Here is a 21,965-nt window from a genome sequence, read left to right as displayed (position 1 = left end):
GGGGAGAGGGTTGGGCAAGGGGCAGCCCGCGCTCATCGCGCGAAAGGTGCGCTCCCCTCCCCCTTGCGGGGAGGGGTCGGGGGTGGGGGTCCGCGAACTCCGCTGCCAATAATTGTTCCGGCCTTGTCGATGCAGCGTCGCGCTGTCGCTAGGCACGCAGACGACAGCATCTTAAAAGCGTGCCACTTACTTGCTTCAGCGCTCGGAGACCCCATCGGGATAGGGGGGAGTCTCGCGACTCCTCCCCTCCCACACCACCGTACGTACGGGTCACGTATACGGCGGTTCGACAGATTGAGCGGTTCAGCGGGGTGCGAGGTAAGGCAAGCCGCGTGATACGAAGAAGACGTTTGGGAGAGCCATGGTCAGCCCGGCACTGTTCGCGAGCCGCCAAGGGCCACGTGGGTTGCCAGCGGTTTTGAGCGCCAGCTCCCGGCCAACGCCGCAGCGTTGCAGCTCGTCGAAGCGAGTACGACCGTGCTTCCATTGGGTCCAGACGACGGCGCGCAACCGCCGCCTGATCCACTCATCCAGCTTGCGCAACACCGACGGCGTCTCGCAGAATCCGAAGTAGCCGCGCCATCCCTTCAGGTACAGCGACAGTTTCTCGATGATCTGCGCGAGGCTTCGGCCAGATCGTCGCCACGTCAGTTCCCGAACTCTGGCCTTGCAGCGGGCGATTGCCTCGGGCGCGATGCGCCGGCGCGGCTTTCTCCCCTGCGTGAAGCTGAAGCCCAGGAACTTGCGATGGCTCGGCCTGGCGACCGCGCTCTTGGCCCTGTTCACCTTGAGCTTGAGGCGCCGTTCCAGGAACGTCTCGATGCTCGTCATCACCCGCTCGCCCGCCTTCCGACTGCGCACATAGATGTTGCAGTCGTCGGCATAGCGCACGAAGCGATGGCCTCGCCTCTCCAGTTCCTTGTCCAGCACGTCCAGCATCAGGTTCGACAGCAGCGGCGAGAGCGGCCCGCCTTGCGGCGTGCCTTCCTCCGTCGGGCTGACCAGCCCTCCCTCCAGCACACCCGCAGTCAAGAAGCCGCGGATCAGCTTCAGAAGACGCTTGTCAGCGACCCGTTTGGCAACCAGCCCCATCAGGATGTCGTGGTTGACCCGGTCGAAGAACTTCTCCAGGTCGATATCCACCACGATGCGGTGCCGGGACGCGATGTACGCCTGCGCCTTCGTCACCGCCTGATGCGCCGAGCGGCCCGGCCTGAAGCCGAAGCTCGCATCGGAGAACGTCCGGTCCCATTCGCCCTGCAGCACCTGCAACACCGCCTGCTGGATGAAGCGGTCGACAACCGTCGGGATGCCGAGCAGCCGAACGCCGCCCGAGGCCTTCGGGATCTCGACACGCCGCACCGGCTGCGGCTTGTAGGTGCCATCGAGCAGCTGAGCCCGGATCGTGAGCCAGTTTGCCTTCAGGTAGGCCGGCAGGTCGCCCACGGTCATCCCGTCGACCCCCGCCGCGCCCTTGTTGCGCTTCACCCGATCCAATGCCTTCTTCAGGTTCTCACGTGCGACGATCCTTTCCATCGACGGTCCCGCGACCGCCGGGCGTTCGAGGCAGGTCAACGCCGCACGAGCTTCGGCCTCCCCGGCGCCGGCACGCGGGGCTTCCCCCCTCGGTCCGAGGCGAGGGTTCAGATTGCTCTGATCTTCCGGCCGCATTGGATCGTGCGAGATCACCGCTCTACTGACCACTTCCATCGTTCGGGCCTTCAGCGGCACGCTACCGCCTACTACGCCCTCTGCTGACTTCTGCGCCGCGGTCAGATCGTCTTGCGACGACCCCAGTCCCGTTGCCGGGACACGACGCAGATCTCCCGAGGTAAGACCGACCGCCTTCACCGCATCCCCGTCGGATATACCACCCCGCCCCTTGATGACCGTGGACTTCGCGATTGGTGGCTCGCTCGTCCGGGCGGGTAGGCCTCGCATCCGCTGTTTGTTCATCGGGCCGCGGCTTTGCTCCACGCTGTCTTCAGACCCCACCTCGCGATGACGCCCTTGCGCTTCGCTAATCCTTCGCCGCCATCAGGCTGGATAGAGGACTTCCACCTCCAAGCTGTCGTTCATACTCGGCACACCACCCCCGCCCCCTCCCCGCAAGGGGGAGGGGAGCTCACCTCCTTGTCGCAAGAGCTCGGCTCCAACAGGGGATCGGTAGCAGCACAGAGGACACGCATCGGCTATCTTCAGCCAATGCGTAGCGGACGTCGAAACATGGTCCGCAAAAGCTGGGATCACCTCCGGACACCGCAGGTCCCCCGGGTCTCCCAAGACGCTTCCTCACGCCTTCGTCACCACCCCTCCCTTGACACACCCAGCCTTTCTGAAGATGTTATGTTATAACATCACATCAGAGCCCACATGCCACCTCGCCGGCACCGTCCGCTCCCCCTGAAGAGGCTGTTCGATCTCGATGCGCAAACTCCCCGTCACGGTCTTGTCCGGCTTCCTTGGGGCTGGGAAGACTACTTTGCTGAACCACGTCCTGAACAACCGCCAGGGTCTGAAAGTGGCGGTGATCGTGAACGACATGAGCGAGGTGAACATCGATGCGGATCTCGTTCGCGATGGCGGTGCCAATCTTTCGCGGACGGATGAGCAGCTCGTCGAAATGACCAATGGCTGCATCTGCTGCACCTTGCGAGACGACCTGCTGAAGGAGGTCCGCGCGCTCGCCGAAAGCGGCCGCTTCGACTATCTCGTGATCGAATCCACCGGGATTTCCGAGCCGCTCCCCGTCGCCGCGACCTTCGACTTCCGCGACGAACACGGCGTGAGCCTGTCAGACGTCGCCCGGCTCGACACCATGGTGACCGTGGTCGACGCGGTGAACCTGCTCAAGGACTACGGCTCGTCCGACTTCCTCGCGCAGCGCGGCGAGGCGCTGGAGGGCGACACGCGCGCGCTGGTCGACCTGCTGGTCGAGCAGATCGAGTTCGCCGATGTCGTCGTGCTGAACAAGATCGACGATGCGAGCGCCGAGCAGCGCGACGTCGCGCGCAAGATCATCTGCTCGCTCAACCCCGATGCCGAGCTGATCGAGACCAGCCACGGCCGCGTGCCGCTGGAACGTGTGCTCGCCACCGGCCGCTTCGACTTCGCGCGCGCTCAGCAGCATCCGCTCTGGTACAACGAGCTCTACGGCTTCGCCGACCATGCGCCGGAGACCGAGACCTACGGCGTCACGAGCTTCGTCTATCGCGCCCGGCGGCCGTTCATCCCGGCGCGCTTCGACCAGTTCCTGCGCGAGCCATGGCCGGGGGTGATCCGCGCCAAGGGGCATTTCTGGCTGGCGACACGGCCGCAATGGCTCGGCGAAGTCAGCCAGGCCGGTGCGGTCGTGCGCACCAGCGCGCTCGGCTTCTGGTGGGCGTCGGTGCCGCAGAAGCTGTGGCCCGAGGATCCCATTTGGCGCGCCCGCATGGTGGAGCGATGGGACGAGATCTATGGCGACCGCCGTCAGGAGATCGTTTTCATCGGCAGCAACATGGACGAAGCCGGCCTGAGCGCGCGGCTCGATGCCTGCCTGCTGCCGGGCAAGCCCGCGATGGACGTCGCGGCGTGGGCCCGGCTGTCGGATCCGTTTCCGGTATGGCGGCGCGCCAACGAGGCCGCCTGATCGGCGGCGGTCCGAACTAAGAACTCAAAGCGGCGAGACACACGCGCGACAGTCGCCCCTGCTTCGCGTGTGAGGCGGCAGTACAGCTGCCGCCGGCCCGGCGGAGCCATCGCGAGATGGCTCCGCCAATCGGCGTCGCGCTACGACTTCGACTCGGCGGGATCGCGGTGCACGGGATCGACCCACAGCACGGTCTCCGGCTTCTCGACCGGCTCGATGTCGATGTTGATCGCGACCGCCTCGCCGTCGCTGCGCACCAGCACGCATTCCAGCACCTCGTCGGCGCTGGCGTTGATCTCCTGGTGCGGCACGTAGGGCGGCACGAAGATGAAGTCGCCGGGCCCCGCTTCCGCCGTGAATTGCAGCTGCTCGCCCCAGCGCATCCGCGCCTTGCCCTTGACCACGTAGATCACGCTTTCGAGATGGCCGTGATGGTGCGCGCCAGTCTTGGCGTCGGGCCTGATCGTGACGGTGCCGGCCCACAGCTTCTGCGCGCCGACGCGGGCGAAATTGATCGCGGCCTTGCGATCCATCCCCGGCGTCGACGGCACGTTGCCATCGAGCTGATTGCCGGGAATGACGCGGACGCCGTCATGCTTCCAGCGCTCGTCGCCATGATCGTGGGAGTGCCCGTGCGCGTGGTCGTGAGAACCTGACATTTTCTTCTTCTCGAATTCGTGATGGTCGGTAGGAACCAGCGAATCCTAGCCGAAATGCCGCATCGGCGCCATTCCGGTTCCGCCGAACCTTTTCGCGGCGCCCGCGTTGAGACAGCACAAGTTCACACACACAGGAGAGCAACGATGGGTTCGACCATGGACAAGATCAAGGGCGCGACCAACGAGGCGATCGGCAAGGCCAAGCAGGGTATCGGCGAAGCCACCGGCAACGAGCGTCTGCAGGGCGAAGGCGCCATCCAGGAAGTGAAGGGCAAGGGCCAGCAGGCGCTGGGCGATGCCAAGCAGGCCACCAAGGACGCGGTGAACACCGCCGCCGGCGCTGCCAACAAGAACCTCTGAGCGAGGTGAGCGACGGCGCGTTGCTGATGTGGCGCTGCTGATCGCGGTCGGAGCGAGATCCCAAAGCCGGCTCCTCACGGGGCCGGCTTTGCCTGTTTATTAGTTGTGATCTGTAGGGTGGGCAAAGGCGCCGAGCTAGTTCGATCAAGGCGCAGCTGCCACCCGCCGTTGCCCACCATCCCGACCACCTCTGCCGATCGACGGTGGGCACGCACCCGCCCTGCGGGCGGGTGCCCACCCTACATGATCTGCAAGATCAATAGCCTATCGCTGCCCGATACAGAGCCCTCTCCCCTTCTGGGAGAGGGCTCGTTAATCAGCACCGCGCTCTGCTGATGCTGTGGGGCAGCAGCCGTGACTCACGCCCCCTACTTCACGCCCAGCAATTCCACGTCGAACATCAGCGTCGCGTTCGGCGGGATGACGCCGCCGGCGCCGCGGGCGCCATAGCCGAGCTCCGGCGGGATGATCAGGGTGCGCTTGCCGCCGACCTTCATGGTGGCGACGCCCTCGTCCCAGCCGGCGATCACGCGCTTCATGCCGATCGGGAATTCGAACGGCTCGTTGCGGTCGACCGAGGAGTCGAATTTCTTACCCTTCTGGCCGTTCTCATACAGCCAGCCGGTGTAGTGCATCACGCAGGTCTGGCCGCGGGCCGGCGTCGCGCCGGTGCCTTCCTTGGTGTCGATGATCTGCAGTCCGGAGGGAGTGGTCATGGTCTTTCCTGTCGGTTGGGAACTGGTCTGCGCCGAGGCTCGCTGAGAGCCCAGCCAGGCGCCGGCCGCGGTTGTCACCGCCGCCATCAGCGCAACTCTTCTCGTCATCGGACGCCGCATATGTCCAGACTGCCTCTGCTCGGTTACGGGAGCCGGGGTTTAGCGCAAGCCGCCGCGGCTGACCAGCCTGCGAGGGCCGCGGCGGAACGCGCCTCAAATTCCGGAAAATAAAATCTTCTTGCTATAAATCGGAAATCATGATTGTATGCGCGCATCCCGCCTCACCGCAGAGGGGCGTTGCGCGCGATCGTCACGACACGCGAGGCGGGGATGCGGTGGCCGCGAGAGATCGCAGCGTTCCTCGGCAACGAGGGCGCGGACGAACGATCTGGCGCGGACGTGAAGTCGCAGCGTCCTGATACCCCGATGCTGGTATCAAGCCGCGATGGCACTGACGTGCCGCGTGGTGATGGTGGCCAACAAGCCCGGCGCACCAGGGAGACTGCGTATAAGCGTGAAGACCATCGCGCAGGGAATGCCGGCGTGGTTCGGCTTTGCCTGTGGTACCTGCCGCCTGCATTCTTTCACGCAGGCGGGCCATGGGTGAGGCTGTCACCCGGCATTCCCTGCGCCCTCTGCACTGTTAGCGAGGGACGAACGAAGCGAACAACTCGGGCATGATCAGCCGCGAGAACGTGATGGCACGCTCATCGCTGCTCGACCCGTATCGCCGCCAAAACCACCGCCGTCGTCCCGGACAAGCATCGACGCGCGCCAGCGCGGTGATGCGCCGATCCGGGACCCATACGCCGCAGCAGTCGTGAAGGGCACAAAAGCCAATGACCAGCCCGCCTCAAACCGCTCTCTGGGGGTATGGGTCCCGGCTCGAGGCTGGGACGACACTGCATGTGTAGAAGCACGGCGCCAGCGACAAACTTCGTCATTGCGAGCGAAGCGAAGCAATCCAGGGGCCGAGTGCGCGACTCTGGATTGCTTCGTCGCGGGGCCTGTCATCGGGCCGCGCTTCGCGCGGACCCGTTGGCTCCTCGCAATGACGGTGGTGAGCATCTGTGCCCGACAATGCAAACTGCCGGGTGGGCAAAGCAGACGCCCGCAGGGCGGCAGCGTGCCCACCGTCTATCGGCGAGCGCAGTTTGCGAGTGGTGGGCACGGCGCGTGCGAGAGCGATGCCCAACTGATAGATCGTGGCGCGCCTCTGCCCACCCTACGGGCTGGCGCGCGACGATGAGAGCGACAGAAAACGCGTTCGCCTCAATATCCCAGTGCGCAGCCGTCCTTGCGCGGGTCGGAGCCGCCGGTGAGCGTGCCCTTGTCCCAGTCGATCCAGATCGCCTGGCCGCCGCCGAGCGGCGACACCACCTTGGTGGTCTTGTGGCCGATCTTCTGCAGGCCCTCGACCACTTCCGCCGGCACGCCGTCCTCGAGCTGATAGACGCCTTCGTAATGCAGGCCGCGCGCCATATCGATCGCTTCCTGCACGTCGCAGCCATAGTCGAGGATGTTGGTGAGCACGTGGGTCTGCCCGACCGGCTGGTACTGGCCGCCCATCACGCCGAACGACATCTGTGCGCGGCCGGCTTTGGTGGCCAGCGCCGGGATGATGGTGTGCAGCGGACGCTTGCTGGGCGCGATGCAGTTCGGATGGCCGGGCTGGATGCGGAAGCCGCCCGCGCGGTTCTGCAGCAACACGCCGGTCTCGTTGGAGACGATGGCCGAGCCGAACGAATGCGCGATCGAGTTGATGAAGGAGCAGACGTTGCGGTCGCGGTCGACGACGGTGATGTAGACCGTCTCCGGATTCATCGGCGGCGCGACGTTCGGCAGATCCAGGAGCTTGTCGAGGCTGATCTGCGAGATGTACTCATCGGCGAACTCCTTGGCGAGGATGCTCGCGACCTCGGTGGTCATGTGCTCGGGATCGCCGATGTGCTGCTCGCGCATCATGTAGGCGATGCGCGCGGCCTCGGCCTCCAGATGGAAGCGCTCGACGCTGAGCGGATCGATCCGCGTCAGGTCGAAGCGCGACAGGATGTTCAGCATGACCAGCATGGTGATGCCCGGGCCGTTCGGCGGGCACTGCCAGACGTCGTGGTCCTTGTAGGTGGTGCCGATCGGCGAGGTCACCTCGGTCTGGTGATTGGCGAAGTCTTCCAGCGTGTGCAGGCCGCCGATGCCGCGCAGGGTCTGCACCATGTCCTCGGCGACCGCGCCGGTGTAGAAGCCCTTCGGCCCCTCCTTGGCGATCACGCGCAGGGTCTGCGCCAGTTCCGGCTGGCGGATCACGTCGCCGGCGACGGCGGCCTTGCCGCGCGGCAGGAAGTAGCGCGCGGTGTTGGTGCCGTTCTTGAGCTTCTCGAACTGATTGTTCCAGTCGAAGGCGACGCGCGGCGCCACCACATAGCCGTCCTCGGCGGCGCGGATCGCCGGCTGCAGCAGCCGGTCGAGGCCGAGCCGGCCATGGTCGCGCAGGATGCGGTCCCAAGCGTCGATCGAGCCCGGCACCGACACGGCATGCGCCGAGGTCAGCGGCACCGAATGGATCTTGCGCTCGAGGTACCAGTCCACGGTGGCCGCCGCCGGCGACCGGCCGGAGCCGTTATAGGCCATGATCCGGCCCTCGCCCTTGGGCTGTACCAAAGCGAAACAGTCGCCGCCGATGCCGGTCGACTGCGGCTCGATGACGCCGAGCAGCGCGCAGGCTGCCACCGCCGCGTCCGCCGCCGTTCCACCGGCGCGCAGCACCTCGATGCCGGCCAGCGCGGCCTGCGGGTGCGAGGTAGCGATCATGCCGTTCTGGGCGTGGACCGTGGACCTGCCGGGGAAATGGAAGCTTCTCATCGTTGCTCGCTGGGTGATCGTGTGGTGGCTGGAATGCCAGGGCTCACCGGCTACATCGCACATTCTTTCCGGGCTCGGCAATGCCCGGGGATACCAGCTTTTCTATGGTCAGCTCTGCTGCTAAACGGCCGCATGCCCCTCGCCGTCGCCGCCTTCTATCAGTTCGTTGCACTGCCGGATTACCGCGACCTGCGCGCCCCGCTGCACGCCCTCTGCGCCGCCCGCGGTATCAAGGGCAGCATCCTGCTGGCCGAGGAAGGCATCAATGGCACGGTCGCCGGCACGGCCGAGGCGATCGAGGCGCTGGTCGCCGAGTTTCGCGACGGCGCGCTGTTCGCCGGGCGTCTGGACAATCTGGAGCTGAAGCTCTCGACCGCCGCGGCGATGCCGTTCCAGCGCATGAAGGTCCGGTTGAAGCGGGAGATCGTCACGCTCGGCGATCCCGCCGCCGACCCGACCCGGCAGGTCGGGACCTATGTCAGTCCCGCGGATTGGAACGCGCTGATCGCATCACCTGATACGCTCGTGCTCGACACGCGCAATGCGTTCGAGGTGGCGATGGGCACGTTCGAAGGCGCCGTCGATCCGGGTCTGCGCAGCTTCGGCCAGTTCAAGGATTTCGCCGCGCGTGCGCTCGATCCTGACCGGCACAAGCGGATCGCGATGTTCTGCACCGGCGGCATCCGCTGCGAGAAGGCCAGCGCGCTGCTGCTGGCCCGCGGGTTCTCCGAGGTCTACCACCTCAAGGGCGGCATCCTGAAATATCTCGAGGAGATTCCGGAAGCCGAGAGCCGCTGGCGCGGCGGCTGCTTCGTGTTCGACGAGCGCGTCGCCATCGGCCACGGCCTGCGCGAGCTGCCAATGGCCGCAGACGCAACACAGGGGAGCGCACGCGATGAGCAGCTTTGAGCCGTCCAGCGAGGAGCTCGGCGAGCGGATCGACCGGCTCGAGATGCGGCTGACGTTCCAGGACGATACGATCGAGACGCTCAACCAGACGATCACGGCGCAGTGGCGCGAGATCGATGCGCTGAAGCGGCAGATGGCCCTGCTGATCGAGCGGCTGGAGGACGCCCAGAGCAATGCCGAGGGGCCGCGCAATGAGCCGCCGCCGCATTACTGATGCCGGCGCGGTCTCAGGCCGGAACGGTCGCCGGCGCCTTGCCGGACGGCAGCTCGATCACCTCGCCGGCCATGACCATGCGGTCGCGGCCGCCGTCCTTGGCGGCGTAGAGCGCGCGGTCCGCCGCCTCGATCAGCGAAGCCGGGCCCGCGGAGCGCTCGAAGCCGGGGCGACACACCGCCGCACCGATGCTGGCCGTGACGAAGCCCGGCGGGTTGTGGTCGTGAAGGATGCGCGCCTCATGCAGCGCCCGCCTGATCCGCTCGCCGAGCCGCAAGCATCCGGTGGAGTCGGTATTCGGCAGCAGGATCGCGAACTCCTCGCCGCCGTAGCGGGCGACGAGGTCCGAACTGCGCTGCGCCTCGTCGGCGAGGATGCCGGCCACCGTGTGCAGGCATTCGTCGCCCGCAGGATGGCCATAGGTGTCGTTGAAGGCCTTGAAATGGTCGATGTCGATCATCAAGAGCCCCAGCGTGGTCTTGTCGCGATAGGCCCTGCCCCACTCCTCCAGCAGCCGCTCGTCGAAGCGGCGACGATTGGCGAGGCCGGTCAGGCCATCCTCGATCGCCAGCGTCTCCAGCCGACCCTGCAGCGTCTTCTGCTGGGTCACGTCGCGCGTCACCGCCACGAAGCCGTCGAGCGTGCCGTCGGGCCTGCGGGTGGCGCGGACGGTGGCTTCGACCCAGATCTCGGATTTGTCGCGGCGGCGCATGCGATAGGTCGCCCGCGCCTCGTCGACGACGCCTTTCTTGATCTGCTCCAGCATCTCCTGCAGCTGCGGCCGGTCGAGCGGATTCACGCCGGAGATGGCGCGCTTGCCGAGCAGTTGCGACGGATGCCAGCCGAGAACGCGCATGGTCGAGGGCGAGATGTAGCCGATACATTCGTCCAGCTCGATGCGCGTCACGATGTCGCTGGAGCCTTCGGCAAGCAGCCGGAAGTTTTCCTCCTTGGCCGCGAGCGCGGCCGCGAGCTGCTGCCGCCGCAGCACCTGCTTGGCGAGAAAGACGCCGATGGCCACGATGAGCGCGACCAGGCAGACGAGCACGGCGATGCGCAGAAACGCCTCGTGCCGCCACACCGCCAGAATGTCGGCCTCCGTCCGTGTGGCGAGAATCAGGAACGGGTAGCGCTGCGCGTGCTGATAGAAGCCGATCCGCTGCAGCGTTTCGCCAAAGCGGCGGAACTGCAGGATGCCGGATGCGGGGTGGTACGGAATGGCGTCCACGATCGGACGTCCGAGACGCCGCGGGTCGGGATCGGCGTTGTCGGCAAGCACCGCCCCGTCACGGCTCATCAGGCTGATCGTGCCGTGATGCCCGACATCGAACTGCCGATAGAATTGCGCAAAATAGGCGACATCGATGGTCGCGAGCACGACGCCGCCGAAGCGGCCGTCCGCGTGATTCCAGCGACGCGACAGGGTGATCACCCATTGGCCGCCCGACTTGCTCTGCACGGGATGGCCGATCAGCAGCGAGCGATCGGCCGAGTTCCTGTGATGACCGAAATACTCGCGGTCGGCATTGTTGTAGTTGGCGAGCGTGACATCCTCGGTCGTCGCCAGCCAATCGCCTTTCTCGTCATAGGCGAACACGCCCCTGATGCGGCCAAGGGTCGCCTTTCGCGATTTCAGAATCGTCTGGAGACGCGGGATCGCGCCCGGCTTGCCGTCGTCGGTTTCGAGCGCGGTGACGACCCCGCGCAGCAGCGAATCCGCCAGTTCGAACGTGTCTTCGACATGCTGCGTCAACGACCGCGCCAGGTTGCCGAGATCGACCTCGGCGTTGTGCAGCTCGGCATTCCGCGAGGACCATTCGCTCCAGCCGCTGAACGCGAGGATCGCGCCGCACATGAGCGCAAGAACGCCAGCCGCCCACACGGGCAAGCGGCTCAGATCAACTCTCGTCGTACCAACGTCCATTCCGCGGGACTCTCCGGACGGTTCCAGAGTCCCACGGACATGTTATCTAACTCTGAAATCAGGACCTTCGCCGGGTGGACTAAGCGCCCCGTAAGACTACGGCAACGGCCGTACAACTACGGAAAGCGCCTGCACAGCAGCGCGCTTGTGGCACGATTAGTTCAGCGCGCGAACACCGATCTCACCTTGTCCCACAGCGAGGGATTGTGCTCTCCGTGGCGGTCCAGGTCAGGATCGTGCGCTTTCACCCGCGTCGTCGGCTGCTGCAGGCTGACGGGATCGGATGCCGGGAACGTGTCCATCAAACCCTTGTCGAGCTGCGTCTTGGCTTCCCGATCGAGGCGCTCGGCCTCGCGCGGGTCGACGGCGTGCTTGTCGTGCGGAGCCGGATTGAATTTTTCAGCCATGATCGATCTCCCTTCGGGGAGACAACGCGGCGGCGAAAGGCGTGTTCCCGGACACCTGAGCGCCGGCGGGCGCCGGACCTGCGCATTGCGACCCGATATGAGCTTGGCCGGAACCGTCCCGCCATGTATCACGGACGGTAAACTGATCCCCAGGGGTTGCGGAGCGCCAGCGTGAGTGAAACTGCCGTGAACAAGCCTTTCATCGACGTGCTGGCCGGCCAGCGGCAGAGCGTGCCGCCGATCTGGATGATGCGGCAGGCCGGCCGCTATCTGCCGGAATACCGCGAGGTCCGCGCCAAGGCCGGCGGTTTTCTCGACCTCTGCTTCAACCCGGAGCTCGCCGCCGAGGTCACGCTGCAGCCGATCCGGCGCTTCGGCTTCGACGCGGCGATCATCTTCTCCGACATCCTGGTGATCCCGCACGCGCTCGGCCGCAGCGTCCGCTTCGAGATCGGCGAAGGGCCGCGGCTCGATCCGCTCGATACGCCGGACAAGATCGCGACACTGTCGCGTCAGGCTGATCTCTCCAAACTGGAGGCCGTGTTCGAGGCGCTGCGCCGCGTCCGTGCCGAGCTGCCGCAGAGCACCGCGCTGATCGGATTTTGCGGTGCACCGTGGACCGTCGCGACCTACATGGTGGCCGGCCATGGCACGCCCGACCAGGCGCCGGCGCGGCTGCTCGCCTATCGCCATCCCGACGCCTTCCAGACAATCATCGACGCGCTGGTCGACAGCTCCGTCGCCTATCTCTTGAAGCAGCTCGAGGCAGGCGCCGACGCGTTGCAGATCTTCGATACCTGGGCCGGCGTGCTGCCCCCACGCGAGTTCGCCCGCTGGTCGGTGGCGCCGACGCGGCGCATCGTCGAGGGCGTGCGACAGATCAGGCCGGATGCCAAGATCATCGGTTTTCCCCGCGGCGCCGGCGCGCTGCTGCCGGGCTATGTCACCGAGACCGGCGTCGATGCCGTCAGCATCGACTGGACGGCTGAGCCGGGCCTGGTGCGCGAGCGGGTGCAGAGCAAGGTCGCCGTCCAGGGCAATCTCGATCCGCTGGCGCTGATCACCGGCGGCGCAGCGCTCGACCAGGCGGTCGACGACGTCCTGGCGAGCTATGCGGGCGGCCGGCACATCTTCAATCTCGGCCACGGCATCACGCCGGAAACCTCGATCGCCCATGTCGAGCAGATGCTCAAACGCGTGCGCGCCTACAAGACGTGACCGACTAACGCGGCCGGCTGCGCTCGATCAGCTCAGCCGCGCCGTTGCCGAGAAGTTCGAGCCCGACCGCACGGCCGAGCTCGCGCGGACGATCGGCGGGACCCGTGCGCTGCGCCTCGATGAAGCGGCCGCCGTCCTCGTCGAGCACGGAAGCAGTCAACGTCATCTGGCCGGCCTCGATGGTCGAGAAGCCAGCGATCGGCGAGTTGCAGTGGCCGTTGAGCACCCACAGCACCTCGCGCTCGGCATCCGCGCAGGCCCGCGCCGCCGCATCGTCGATGGTCGCCAGGATGCGCCGGGTCTCGAAATCGGCGGAAGGGCATTCGACGGCGACGATGCCCTGCCCCGCCGCCGGCAGCATGTCGGCCGCGGGGAATTCGTAGGACGCGCGGTCCGACAGGCCCACGCGCTCCAAGCCGGACCGCGCCATGATCAGCGCATCCGCCGGCCCGACCGCGCCGCCGTCCGGCAGCCGCTGCAACTCGCCATTGTCGAGCTTGCGGATGCGGGTGTCGGCAGCGCCGCGGAAATGGATCAGTTCGGCGTGCGGAAACAGCCGCCGCGCATAGGCCGCACGACGCACCGCATTGGTGCCGATCTTGAAGCCCCGGCCACCGTCCTTGCGGAAGTCGTCCAGCGACAGCCCTTGGCGCAACACCAGCACATCGCCCGGCGGATCGCGCGACAGCAGCGCCGCAATGACGAGGCCCGGCGTCTCCTCGTTTCCGGGCATGTCCTTCAGCGAATGCATCGCCGCATGCAGCCTGCCGTCCAGCATCGCCCGCCGGATCTCGGCGACGAACGCGCCGCCCTTGCCGCCATGGGTCAGCAGCTTGCTGGTCTGGTCGGAGTCGCCCGTCGTCTCAAACTTGACGATCTCGATGTCGAGGGAGGGGATCGCGGCCTGCAGCCGGCGCGCGATCTCTTCCGTTTGCGCCAAGGCCATCGTGCTCTTGCGGGTGCCGATCCGGAAACGTGTCACGAACTCATTCCTGCGTCAGCGCGCGTCCTGCAAGATCATGTCGGAGGCCTTCTCCGCGATCATGATGACCGGCGCATTGGTGTTGCCCGAAACCAGGTCCGGCATGATCGAGGCGTCGACGACGCGCAGGCCGTCGATGCCGCGCACGCGCAGGCGCTGATCGACCACGGCCAGATCGTCCGCCCCCATCCGACAGGTCGAGGTCGGATGATAGATCGTGCTGCCGGTCTGCCGGCAATAGGCCAGGATGTCGTCGTCGCTCACGACCTTGGGTCCAGGAAAGGCTTCATCCGAGACATACGGCTTCAGCGCCGGGGCCGCCAGGATTTTCCGCAGGATCCGGAGGCCATCGATATTCGCCCGCCGGTCCGTTTCGCTGGCAAGATAGTTGATACGGATTTCCGGCGGGGCCGCCGGATCGGCGCTTCTGATCCGCAGCGAGCCGCGGCTTTCCGGCCGGAGCTGGCACACCGAGGCCGTGAAGCCGGAGAAGGTGTGCAGCTTCTCGCCCATCTTGTCGGTCGAGAACGGGATGAAATGGATCTGGATGTCGGGGCTGGCGAGCCTGGAATCGGTCTTGAAGAAGGCGCCGGCCGTACCGGCCGCGATCGTCAGCGGCCCGCTGCGGAAGGCGGCGTAGCGCGCACCCGCCAGCACCTTGCGCACGGGATGATTGACGATGTCGTTGAGCGTGATGCGCTGACTGCAGCGCATCACGATGCGCACCTGGAGGTGATCCTGCAGATCGTGTCCGACGCCGGGTGCGTCGAGCACGACGTCGATGCCATGCTGCTTCAACAGGTCGGCCGGACCGACGCCGGAGAGCTGCAGCAGCTGTGGCGAATTGTACGCGCCGCTCGACACCAGGATCTCCTTGCGGGCCCGGGCCGTCCGCAGCCGGCCGCGCTGGCTGAACACGACGCCGCGCGCACGACGACCTTCGAACAGGATGCGCTGGGCCAACGCATCGGTTTCGACGTGGAGATTGCTGCGGCCGAGCGCCGGCCGCAGGTAGGAGACCGCGCTGCTGGCGCGGCGGCCGCGCCGTGTGGTCGTCTGGAAGTACCCGACGCCCTCCTGGCTTGCGCCGTTGAAGTCGGCGTTGAACGGCAGCCCGGCCTCCACCGCCGCCTTCACGAAGGCCTCCGACAGCGGGTCCTCATGGCGCCAGTCCGACACTGGCAGCGGCCCGCCGACGCCATGGTAGTCGTCGGCGCCGCGGCACTGATTTTCCGCCCGCTTGAAATAGGGCAGCACGTCGTCATGGCCCCAGCCGACATTGCCGCGCTGCCGCCAGCGATCGTAGTCCTCGTGCTGGCCGCGGACATAGAGCAGGCCGTTGATCGAGCTGGAACCACCGAGCACCTTGCCGCGCGGCTGAAACACCGAGCGGCCGTCGAGGCCAGGCTCGGGCTCGGTCTGGTACATCCAGTTGACGGTCTTCTCCTTGAACAGCTTGCCGTAGCCGAGCGGCACGTGGATCCAGATGTTGGTGTCCTTCGGACCCGCTTCGAGCAGCAACACCTTGTGCCTGCCATCGCTGCTGAGCCGGTTGGCGAGAACGCAGCCGGCGGAGCCGGCACCCACCACCACGTAGTCAAACTCCAGGTCCGCGCCATCAGACGCCACGCTGCCTTCCATCGTTCCCTGCCCGGCTCTCTTGTTCTTCCATCCCGGATGATACCAGAATGCCAGGACATGCAAGCGGCAAATCGGCAGAGCTGGTGGGCCATGTCAGTGGTTGCCACGCGCATCGAGCAGTTGCGCGGTGTGCCGCGCGATCATCATCTCCTCATCTGTCTTGATCACGAACACGCGCACCCGCGACTCGTCGGACGAGATCAAGGTCTCGCCGGCACGGTTTCGGTCGTCGTGCAGCGCAACGCCGAGCCAATCGAAATCCCGGCAGACACGCGCGCGAATGCGCCAGGCGTGCTCGCCGATACCGCCGCAGAACACGATAGCATCAAGGCCCGACAGGACCGCCGCCATCGCGCCGAGTTCGCGCCTGATGCGATCGACGAAATAGTCGACGGCCTGCTGCGCCGCTTGTGTCCCGGCCGCCTCCAACTCGCGCATGTCCTGCGACAATCCCGAGAGTCCCTTGAGACCCGAATGATTGTAGAGAAGGTCCGTGACGGCCTGCGCCGTCATTCCCTTTTCCTGAAGCAGGTACAGTACGACGCCCGGATCGAGCTGCCCACACCGCGTCCCCATCGGCAGTCCGTCGAGCGCGGTGAAGCCCATCGAGGAGCCGATGCTGCGCCCGTCGCGGACCGCACACATCGAGGCACCATTGCCGAGATGCATCACAACGACGCGCCCCTTCTCCTGCTCCGGCGCGATCTCCTTGAGCCGCGAGATTACGTACTCATAAGACAGCCCGTGAAAGCCATAACGCCGGACGCCGTCATCGTAGAACGCGCGCGGCAAGGCGTAGGTGTCGTTCACCCAGGGATGCGAGCGGTGGAACGCGGTGTCGAAACACCCGACCTGCAGCGCATCGGGAAACGCCCGGTGCGCGGCCCGCACGCCCGCGAGGTTATGAGGCTGGTGCAGCGGCGCCAGCGGGACGAGCGCCTCCAGCCGATCGAGAACATCGTTCTCGATCGCGACAGGACCCGTGAACGCAAGCCCACCATGGACGATACGATGGCCGACGGCGTCCACCGGCATCTGGCCCATGGAACGCCGCAGAAGCTGCAGCACGCGGCCGAGAGCCGCCTCATGGTCGGCCGCCTCGGCAGCACTGACCGGCTCGTCGACAAGCCCATCCTGCAGCTTCGCCTCGAGCTTCGGGGTCGCACTGCCAAGCCCCTCGATCTGGCCACGCAGGATTTCGGCCAGTTCGCCGTCCGCCGCGAACAGGGCGAATTTGATCGAAGACGAGCCGGCATTGAGCGTCAGGATATGTCGCATCGTCATCTCACCGGTTCTCACAGTCCTCAGCCGCAGCACTCAATCTGCAGAAAATGCGATCCATTTTCATGACGATCCGAAGACAGACAAAACGCTAGGTTGCACACCGGCACTGACTTCTCGTCTGCCAACATGTTCCAGAGCGAGTCGGACCGCGGAGGCCCCCTGTGGTGAACATGCCCCAACATCTCCTGCCCACCACCGTGGTCGGCAGCTATCCCCAGCCCGATTGGCTGGTCGATCGCGCCATGCTCGCGAAATCCATTCCGCGCATCCGGCTGCAGGGGATGTGGCGCATTCAGCGGCCGCTGCTCGAGGAAGCCCAGGACGATGCCACTATCGTCGCGATTCACGACATGGAACAGGCCGGCGTCGACATCATCTCGGATGGCGAGATCCGCCGCGAGAGCTACTCCAACCGCTTCGCCACCGCACTCGACGGCATCGACGCGGACAACCCCGCGATCATCATCTCGCCCGCCGGCAACAAGACGCCCGTGCCGCGGGTCGTCGGACCGATCCGGCGCAGATATCCGGTCGAGCTGCGGGACATGGAGCTCCTCCGTCGCAACACCACCCGCGCGGCCAAGATGACGCTGCCGGGCCCTTTCACCCTGAGCCAGCAGGCGCAGGATGATTTCTATCACGATGACGAAGCCGTCGCGATGGCGTTCGCCGAGGTCGTCAACGCGGAGGCCCGCGACCTGCAACGGGCCGGTGCCGATGTCATCCAGCTCGACGAGTCCTGGGTGCGCAGCAATCCGCGGGCGGCGCGGCGCTATGCGGTCAAGGCCATCAACCGCGCGCTGGACAACATCACGGTGCCCACCATCGTTCACGTCTGCTTCGGATATGCGGCCATCGTGCCGGGCTCCAGCAAGCCGGGCGGATATCCCTTTCTCACCGAGCTTGCCGACTGCTGCGCGACGCAGATCTCGGTCGAGGCGGCGCAGCCGCGGCTTGATCTCGGCATTCTCAAGGAGCTTTCGGCCAAGACCATCGTGCTCGGCGTCCTCGATCTCGGCGATCCCGAGATCGAGCCCGCGAGCGTCATCGCCGAGCGCATCCGCAACGGCCTCAAAGTGGTGGCGCCGGAGCGGCTCGTTGTCGCGCCCGACTGCGGCATGAAGTACCTGCCGCGCGCCGTTGCCTTCGGGAAATTGAGGGCGATGTGCGCGGCGGCGACTCGGGTCCGCGAGGAGCTCGCATAAAGGCAATGCGGCGGCCGCGACGCATGTCGGGCAGCGTTCTCCACGGCGAGGCCACCCTTGGACCCCATTCGCGGAATAAGGCAGGCGGTGAACGCTGGAGGTCGGCAGGGCCGCTTCCGGCGGAATGGAGGCTCTGATGGCCGTCTGCTCCACGTCGAAACACGGCTCCACGTCGAAACGCGTTGCCGGTGCGATCGCCCTGTTCGGCTGCGCGTGCAGCGGCAATGCAAGCGCCGATCCGATCGAGGACGTCATGGGCGGCCTGCTGCGCGATGCGCGCAGCTCGTTTGCGCGCGTGGTGCCGCTCGAGCTCGTGCCGACGATGCCGTCGTTGCAGCCTCCTCCCATCCAACAACCCGCGCCGCCAGCACCGGCTCAGGTGTCTCCCGCGGCAGCGACCAAGCCGCCGGCTCCGGAGCAGCGCACGGCCAAGGCCAAGCCGCCGCTTAGCCCCGCTGCCGCCGAATTCGCCGCCGCGGATGCCGCGGAGACCATCGCCGACGCCAATCTCGATGCCGCGCTGGCGGCCAACGAGAAGGCGGTGGCCGATCGCAACGCGGCCGAAGCGCTGGCGAAAGCCAATCCGACCGCCGCTAACATCGCCGCCGCCAAGGCTGCGACCGAGGCGGCGCACATCGCCGAGGCCAACCTCACCGACGCGCTGCTCGCCGACAAGGACGCCGATGCACGCCTCAAGGCCGCGCGCGAGGCGCTCGCATCCGAGCAGACCGGCCGGAAATCGTCAGCCCGGTCGCAGGCGCCGATGCCGGTCAGCCTGACCGGCAGATAGATCTCACACCGCGTCGACACGCTCCAGCGTATCGATCGTCACCACGCCATGGGCGCGCGACACGCAGGCGCAGAACTTGCGGTTCTCGTGCTTCTGCTCGTCGCTGAAGAACACGTCGCGATGATCGATCTCGCCCTCAACGTCGACGACGTCGATCGCGCAGACGCCGCACTCGCCGCGGCGGCAATCGGCCATGACCTCGTGACCGGCCGCGTTCAGCACGTCGAGCATCGAACGGTCGCGCGGCACCACGATTTCCTCGCCGCTGCCGCGCAGGCGAACCTTGAACGGCTCGGTCGCCAGACGCCCCGACGATCCGAACGTCTCGTAACTGAGATCAGCCAAGGGGCGGCCGCACGCGGCCCACGCGCTGCGCGCCGCATCGAGCATCCGCATCGGGCCGCAGAACAGCACCGCCGTGCCCTGCGGCAGGCTCGCGAACAGGCCGGCGAGATCGAGCCGCTGCGCCTCATCGGCCGCGTAGACCGACAGCTTGTCACCGAGCAGCGTCGACAGCTCGTCGGCATAGGCGGCGTCGCCGCGCGACCGCACCGCATAATGCAGCGAGACGTTCGGCGTCTTGCGCGCCAGCGCCTGCGCCGCGCCGACCAGCGGGGTGATGCCGATGCCGCCGGCAACCAGACAATAATGGGGACGCTGCCAGTCGACCTGAAGCAGCGAGGATGGAGTGGCCACATCCAGCCGGGCGCCCGGCTGCAGCGACCACAGATAGCGCGAGCCGCCGCGGGAATCTTCGGCGAAGCGCACCGCGATCCGGTAACCGCGCGGATCGCTCTCGCCGACCAGCGAATAGGAACGGACGTCGGGCTGGCCGTCGATCAGCACACTCACCTTGATGTGGCTGCCGACCGGATAGGGCGCGGCGATGTAGCCGTCGGGTCGCAGGATGAATTCGCGGATGCCGGATGCGAGATCGCACGTCGCCACAAGAGTCGCCGGCGACCAATGGTCCTGGAAGCGCATGATCGTCTCCGTTAGTTCGAACTCACCATCTTGATCAGCACGGCGGCCGGCACGAGGTCCATCGGTCCCCTGGCCTTGACGGCCAGTCGCAGGTTGCGCGCCGCCAGCCGCGCATGCTCGCGCATGATGCCCTCGGCACGCGCGCCCTCGCGGTTCTCGATCGCGTCGATGACGATGCGATGGTGTTCCTGCGCGACCACCAGGATGTGACGCGCTTCGGGGAGCGCCGACTGCGCCATCACGAAACCGCTCGGCGAGGCGAAGGGCAGCGCGCTGGCGCGATCGACCTGGCGGATCACCGGCGGGCTGCGCGACAATTCGGCCAGCAGCGCGTGGAAGCGGGCGTTGAGCGCGACATAGGCCGAAAAAGCATCGAAGGAGATTTCCTGCGGCGCGATCAGCTCGTCGATCTGCGCGAGGCATTCCCGCATCGGCTCGGTGTCGCGGACGGAGACACCGCGCTCGGCGGCAAGCCGCGCGGCGAGGCCTTCCATCGTGCCACGCACCTCGATGGAGTCGAGCACGTCGCGCTCGGAGAACGACTTGACCATGAAGCCGCCGGACGGAATGGCTTCCAGCAGCCCCTCCTCCTCCAGCCGCACCAGCGCCATCCGCACCGGCGTGCGCGAGACGCCCGCGGCCTCCACCGCCTGCAGCTCCGAGATGCGCTCGCCGGGGCGCAAGCCGCCGGTGAGGATCAGGTCGCGCAGCGTGAGCTGCGCGCGGACGGTCTGCGAAATCGAGCGATCGTTCTCACGCTCAGGCATTCCAACTACTCCGCGGCTTGGCGCAGCGGTGTCTCACGCGCGATCATCCGATCGATGATCCGCCGTGCCCACATCGCCCCTGCATCGATGTTGAGATTGTAGAACACGCGTCCCGGGTTCTCGTCCATCGCGCGCTGCTGTGCTTCGAGGATGAACTCGTCCTCGCGGAAGATGCCCGACACGCCTTCGCGGATCTCGGTCGTCAGCCGCTGCTCGGAGAGCTTGTAGTTACGGGCGAAGGCCCAGAAATAGTGGCAGGTCTTGTCGGTCTCCGGCGTGATGGTGTTGAGCACCATGCCGTTGACGCCCTGCGAGCGGTCGCCCTCGGGCGCGCCGGTGCCGGTCGGCGCGACGCCGACGTCGATCGTCACCGTGCACGGCGCCTCGAAACGGATGATCTGCCAGCGATCGACCAGGCCGGGCTTGCCGAGCTGCTTGGCCCAGAACGGCGGCGGCTCGATGCCGCGCATCCAGCGCGTCACGGTCGCGGTGCGCTCGCCATGGGTGACGTCGAACGGGGCCTCCGCCACGGCGTCGTTGCCGATCGACGAGCCGTGCACGAAGGTCTCGTGCGTCAGGTCCATCAGGTTGTCGACCACCAGACGATAGTCGCATTTGACCTGGATGGTCTTGCCGTCGCCGGCCCATGCCGGATCGTGATTCCAGTGCATGTCGGGAATGTCAGCGGGATCGGCGAGCGCCGGATCGCCCATCCACAGCCAGACGAAACGGTGACGCTCGACCGCGGGATAGGCGCGCACGCAGGCGGAAGGATTGATCGTCTCCTGCGACGGCATGAAGGTGCAGCGGCCCTGCGGACTGAACTTGAGGCCGTGATAGCCGCAGACGACGGTGTCGCCTTCGAGCCGTCCCTTGGAGAGCGGCACCAGGCGGTGCCAGCAGGCATCTTCGAGCGCGGCGATCGCGCCGTCCGCCTTGCGGTACATCACCACATGCTTGCCGCAGATGGTGCGGGGCAGCAGGGCCTGCTTGACCTCGGCATCCCAGGCTGCGGCGTACCAGGCGTTCATCGGGAATGAAGCAGCCATCGCGTTTCCTCGTGTCGGTATACTTCCAACTCGATTGCTGTATACAGCACCACGGTCGAGGAACGCAAGTTCCTTGGCTTTTCGAGGGCGGGCGGCCACTTCTGTATACATTACCTCTTTTAGAAGGTGGGTCGCGACGGCAGGTTCCATCGGCAATGTATCGGGATATTCCTTTCTGATTCAATTATATCACCGATGGTTTCGAGCGCGTGCAACGACCGGCGATCGGACCCTTTCGAACTCACCGCCCCACAGTTCTCGTATTGCTCGTCTTGGTAACGGAACACGTGCTTCGCCGGATCAGACTGCGCCGACCAGCCTGCGATGGCGGATTTTGCGCTCGCAGGCGTCGCTGATGCCGGGTTT

19 protein-coding genes are annotated in these 21,965 nt (G+C 66.3%); 7 read left to right on the top strand and 12 right to left on the bottom strand.

From position 1 onward, the window contains the following. Window positions 1-303: 303 nt before the first annotated feature. Complete coding sequence (ltrA, locus tag ACQR0Z_RS13340) at window positions 304-1,731, bottom strand: group II intron reverse transcriptase/maturase (protein WP_434918920.1); 1,428 nt, start codon at window positions 1,729-1,731, stop codon at window positions 304-306. Between the two features lie 694 nt (window positions 1,732-2,425). On the opposite strand from ltrA, the gene zigA reads away from it, so the two are divergent. Continuing rightward, on the top strand, window positions 2,426-3,631 hold the full coding sequence (zigA, locus tag ACQR0Z_RS13335; RefSeq protein WP_434918919.1) for a zinc metallochaperone GTPase ZigA: 1,206 nt from the start codon (window positions 2,426-2,428) through the stop codon (window positions 3,629-3,631). 140 nt (window positions 3,632-3,771) lie between these two features. Here the strand turns inward: zigA and ACQR0Z_RS13330 are convergent, their stop codons facing one another. Continuing rightward, the gene (locus tag ACQR0Z_RS13330) at window positions 3,772-4,290 is read right to left on the bottom strand and encodes a cupin domain-containing protein (RefSeq protein ID WP_434857158.1); all 519 of its coding nucleotides are present in this window, start codon (window positions 4,288-4,290) and stop codon (window positions 3,772-3,774) included. 144 nt (window positions 4,291-4,434) lie between these two features. Here ACQR0Z_RS13330 and ACQR0Z_RS13325 point away from each other — a divergent pair, with 144 nt between their 5' ends. Beyond that, window positions 4,435-4,650 (top strand): CsbD family protein, encoded by a 216-nt coding sequence (locus tag ACQR0Z_RS13325; protein WP_434857159.1) that lies wholly within the window; start codon window positions 4,435-4,437, stop codon window positions 4,648-4,650. Between the two features lie 368 nt (window positions 4,651-5,018). On the opposite strand, the gene ACQR0Z_RS13320 is transcribed toward ACQR0Z_RS13325, so the two are convergent. Both ACQR0Z_RS13320 and ggt read right to left on the bottom strand, forming a co-directional pair. Next, window positions 5,019-5,486: an FKBP-type peptidyl-prolyl cis-trans isomerase gene (locus ACQR0Z_RS13320; RefSeq protein WP_434857160.1), complete on the bottom strand. Its 468-nt coding sequence runs from the start codon at window positions 5,484-5,486 to the stop codon at window positions 5,019-5,021. A gap of 1,152 nt (window positions 5,487-6,638) precedes the next feature. Next, window positions 6,639-8,225, bottom strand: coding sequence for a gamma-glutamyltransferase (gene ggt / locus ACQR0Z_RS13315; protein ID WP_434857161.1), 1,587 nt, complete (start codon window positions 8,223-8,225; stop codon window positions 6,639-6,641). A gap of 132 nt (window positions 8,226-8,357) precedes the next feature. Here ggt and ACQR0Z_RS13310 point away from each other — a divergent pair, with 132 nt between their 5' ends. Further along, on the top strand, window positions 8,358-9,134 hold the full coding sequence (locus ACQR0Z_RS13310) for a rhodanese-related sulfurtransferase (RefSeq protein WP_434918918.1): 777 nt from the start codon (window positions 8,358-8,360) through the stop codon (window positions 9,132-9,134). Continuing rightward, a complete protein-coding gene (locus tag ACQR0Z_RS13305; RefSeq protein ID WP_434857163.1) occupies window positions 9,121-9,348 on the top strand; it encodes a SlyX family protein in 228 nt (75 codons plus the stop codon). Before ACQR0Z_RS13310 ends, ACQR0Z_RS13305 begins: the two co-directional genes overlap by 14 nt. A 13-nt stretch (window positions 9,349-9,361) precedes the next feature. Here ACQR0Z_RS13305 and ACQR0Z_RS13300 read toward each other — a convergent pair whose 3' ends face one another. Both ACQR0Z_RS13300 and ACQR0Z_RS13295 read right to left on the bottom strand, forming a co-directional pair. After that, window positions 9,362-11,272: a diguanylate cyclase gene (locus ACQR0Z_RS13300; protein WP_434918917.1), complete on the bottom strand. Its 1,911-nt coding sequence runs from the start codon at window positions 11,270-11,272 to the stop codon at window positions 9,362-9,364. A gap of 161 nt (window positions 11,273-11,433) precedes the next feature. Beyond that, window positions 11,434-11,679 (bottom strand): hypothetical protein, encoded by a 246-nt coding sequence (locus tag ACQR0Z_RS13295; RefSeq protein WP_434857165.1) that lies wholly within the window; start codon window positions 11,677-11,679, stop codon window positions 11,434-11,436. Between the two features lie 171 nt (window positions 11,680-11,850). Here ACQR0Z_RS13295 and hemE point away from each other — a divergent pair, with 171 nt between their 5' ends. Then, window positions 11,851-12,897: a uroporphyrinogen decarboxylase gene (hemE, locus tag ACQR0Z_RS13290; RefSeq protein WP_434918916.1), complete on the top strand. Its 1,047-nt coding sequence runs from the start codon at window positions 11,851-11,853 to the stop codon at window positions 12,895-12,897. A gap of 4 nt (window positions 12,898-12,901) precedes the next feature. On the opposite strand, the gene hemC is transcribed toward hemE, so the two are convergent. The 3 genes from hemC to ACQR0Z_RS13275 form a co-directional block, all read right to left on the bottom strand. Further along, complete coding sequence (gene hemC, locus ACQR0Z_RS13285) at window positions 12,902-13,879, bottom strand: hydroxymethylbilane synthase (RefSeq protein WP_434918915.1); 978 nt, start codon at window positions 13,877-13,879, stop codon at window positions 12,902-12,904. Between the two features lie 15 nt (window positions 13,880-13,894). Further along, entirely contained in the window at window positions 13,895-15,520 is a 1,626-nt protein-coding gene (locus ACQR0Z_RS13280; RefSeq protein WP_434918914.1) for a GMC family oxidoreductase, read from the bottom strand. Between the two features lie 93 nt (window positions 15,521-15,613). Further along, window positions 15,614-16,804 (bottom strand): acetate/propionate family kinase, encoded by a 1,191-nt coding sequence (locus ACQR0Z_RS13275; RefSeq protein WP_434918913.1) that lies wholly within the window; start codon window positions 16,802-16,804, stop codon window positions 15,614-15,616. A gap of 170 nt (window positions 16,805-16,974) precedes the next feature. Between ACQR0Z_RS13275 and ACQR0Z_RS13270 the strand changes: the two genes are divergently transcribed. Together ACQR0Z_RS13270 and ACQR0Z_RS13265 are read left to right on the top strand one after the other, a co-directional pair. Beyond that, window positions 16,975-18,009, top strand: a complete 1,035-nt coding sequence (locus ACQR0Z_RS13270; protein ID WP_434919308.1) for a uroporphyrinogen decarboxylase family protein — start codon at window positions 16,975-16,977, stop codon at window positions 18,007-18,009. A gap of 136 nt (window positions 18,010-18,145) precedes the next feature. Beyond that, window positions 18,146-18,799 carry a hypothetical protein gene (locus ACQR0Z_RS13265; protein ID WP_434918912.1) on the top strand — a complete coding sequence of 218 codons (654 nt, stop codon included), beginning with the start codon at window positions 18,146-18,148 and terminating at the stop codon, window positions 18,797-18,799. 3 nt (window positions 18,800-18,802) lie between these two features. Here the strand turns inward: ACQR0Z_RS13265 and ACQR0Z_RS13260 are convergent, their stop codons facing one another. Genes ACQR0Z_RS13260 through ACQR0Z_RS13250 form a run of 3 tightly spaced genes read right to left on the bottom strand, consistent with a single transcriptional unit; the run spans window position 18,803 to window position 21,599 of the window. Continuing rightward, a complete protein-coding gene (locus tag ACQR0Z_RS13260) occupies window positions 18,803-19,783 on the bottom strand; it encodes a PDR/VanB family oxidoreductase (RefSeq protein WP_434918911.1) in 981 nt (326 codons plus the stop codon). Window positions 19,784-19,794: 11 nt separating this feature from the next. Beyond that, window positions 19,795-20,550: a GntR family transcriptional regulator gene (locus tag ACQR0Z_RS13255; RefSeq protein WP_434857172.1), complete on the bottom strand. Its 756-nt coding sequence runs from the start codon at window positions 20,548-20,550 to the stop codon at window positions 19,795-19,797. Window positions 20,551-20,555: 5 nt separating this feature from the next. Then, a complete protein-coding gene (locus tag ACQR0Z_RS13250) occupies window positions 20,556-21,599 on the bottom strand; it encodes a Rieske 2Fe-2S domain-containing protein (protein WP_434857173.1) in 1,044 nt (347 codons plus the stop codon). Between the last annotated feature and the right edge of the window lie 366 nt (window positions 21,600-21,965).

Origin of the sequence: Bradyrhizobium sp. HKCCYLS3077, from assembly GCF_051167555.1 — a bacterium.
GTDB lineage: Bacteria > Pseudomonadota > Alphaproteobacteria > Rhizobiales > Xanthobacteraceae > Bradyrhizobium.
This window is presented reverse-complemented; position numbering and strand designations above follow the sequence as displayed.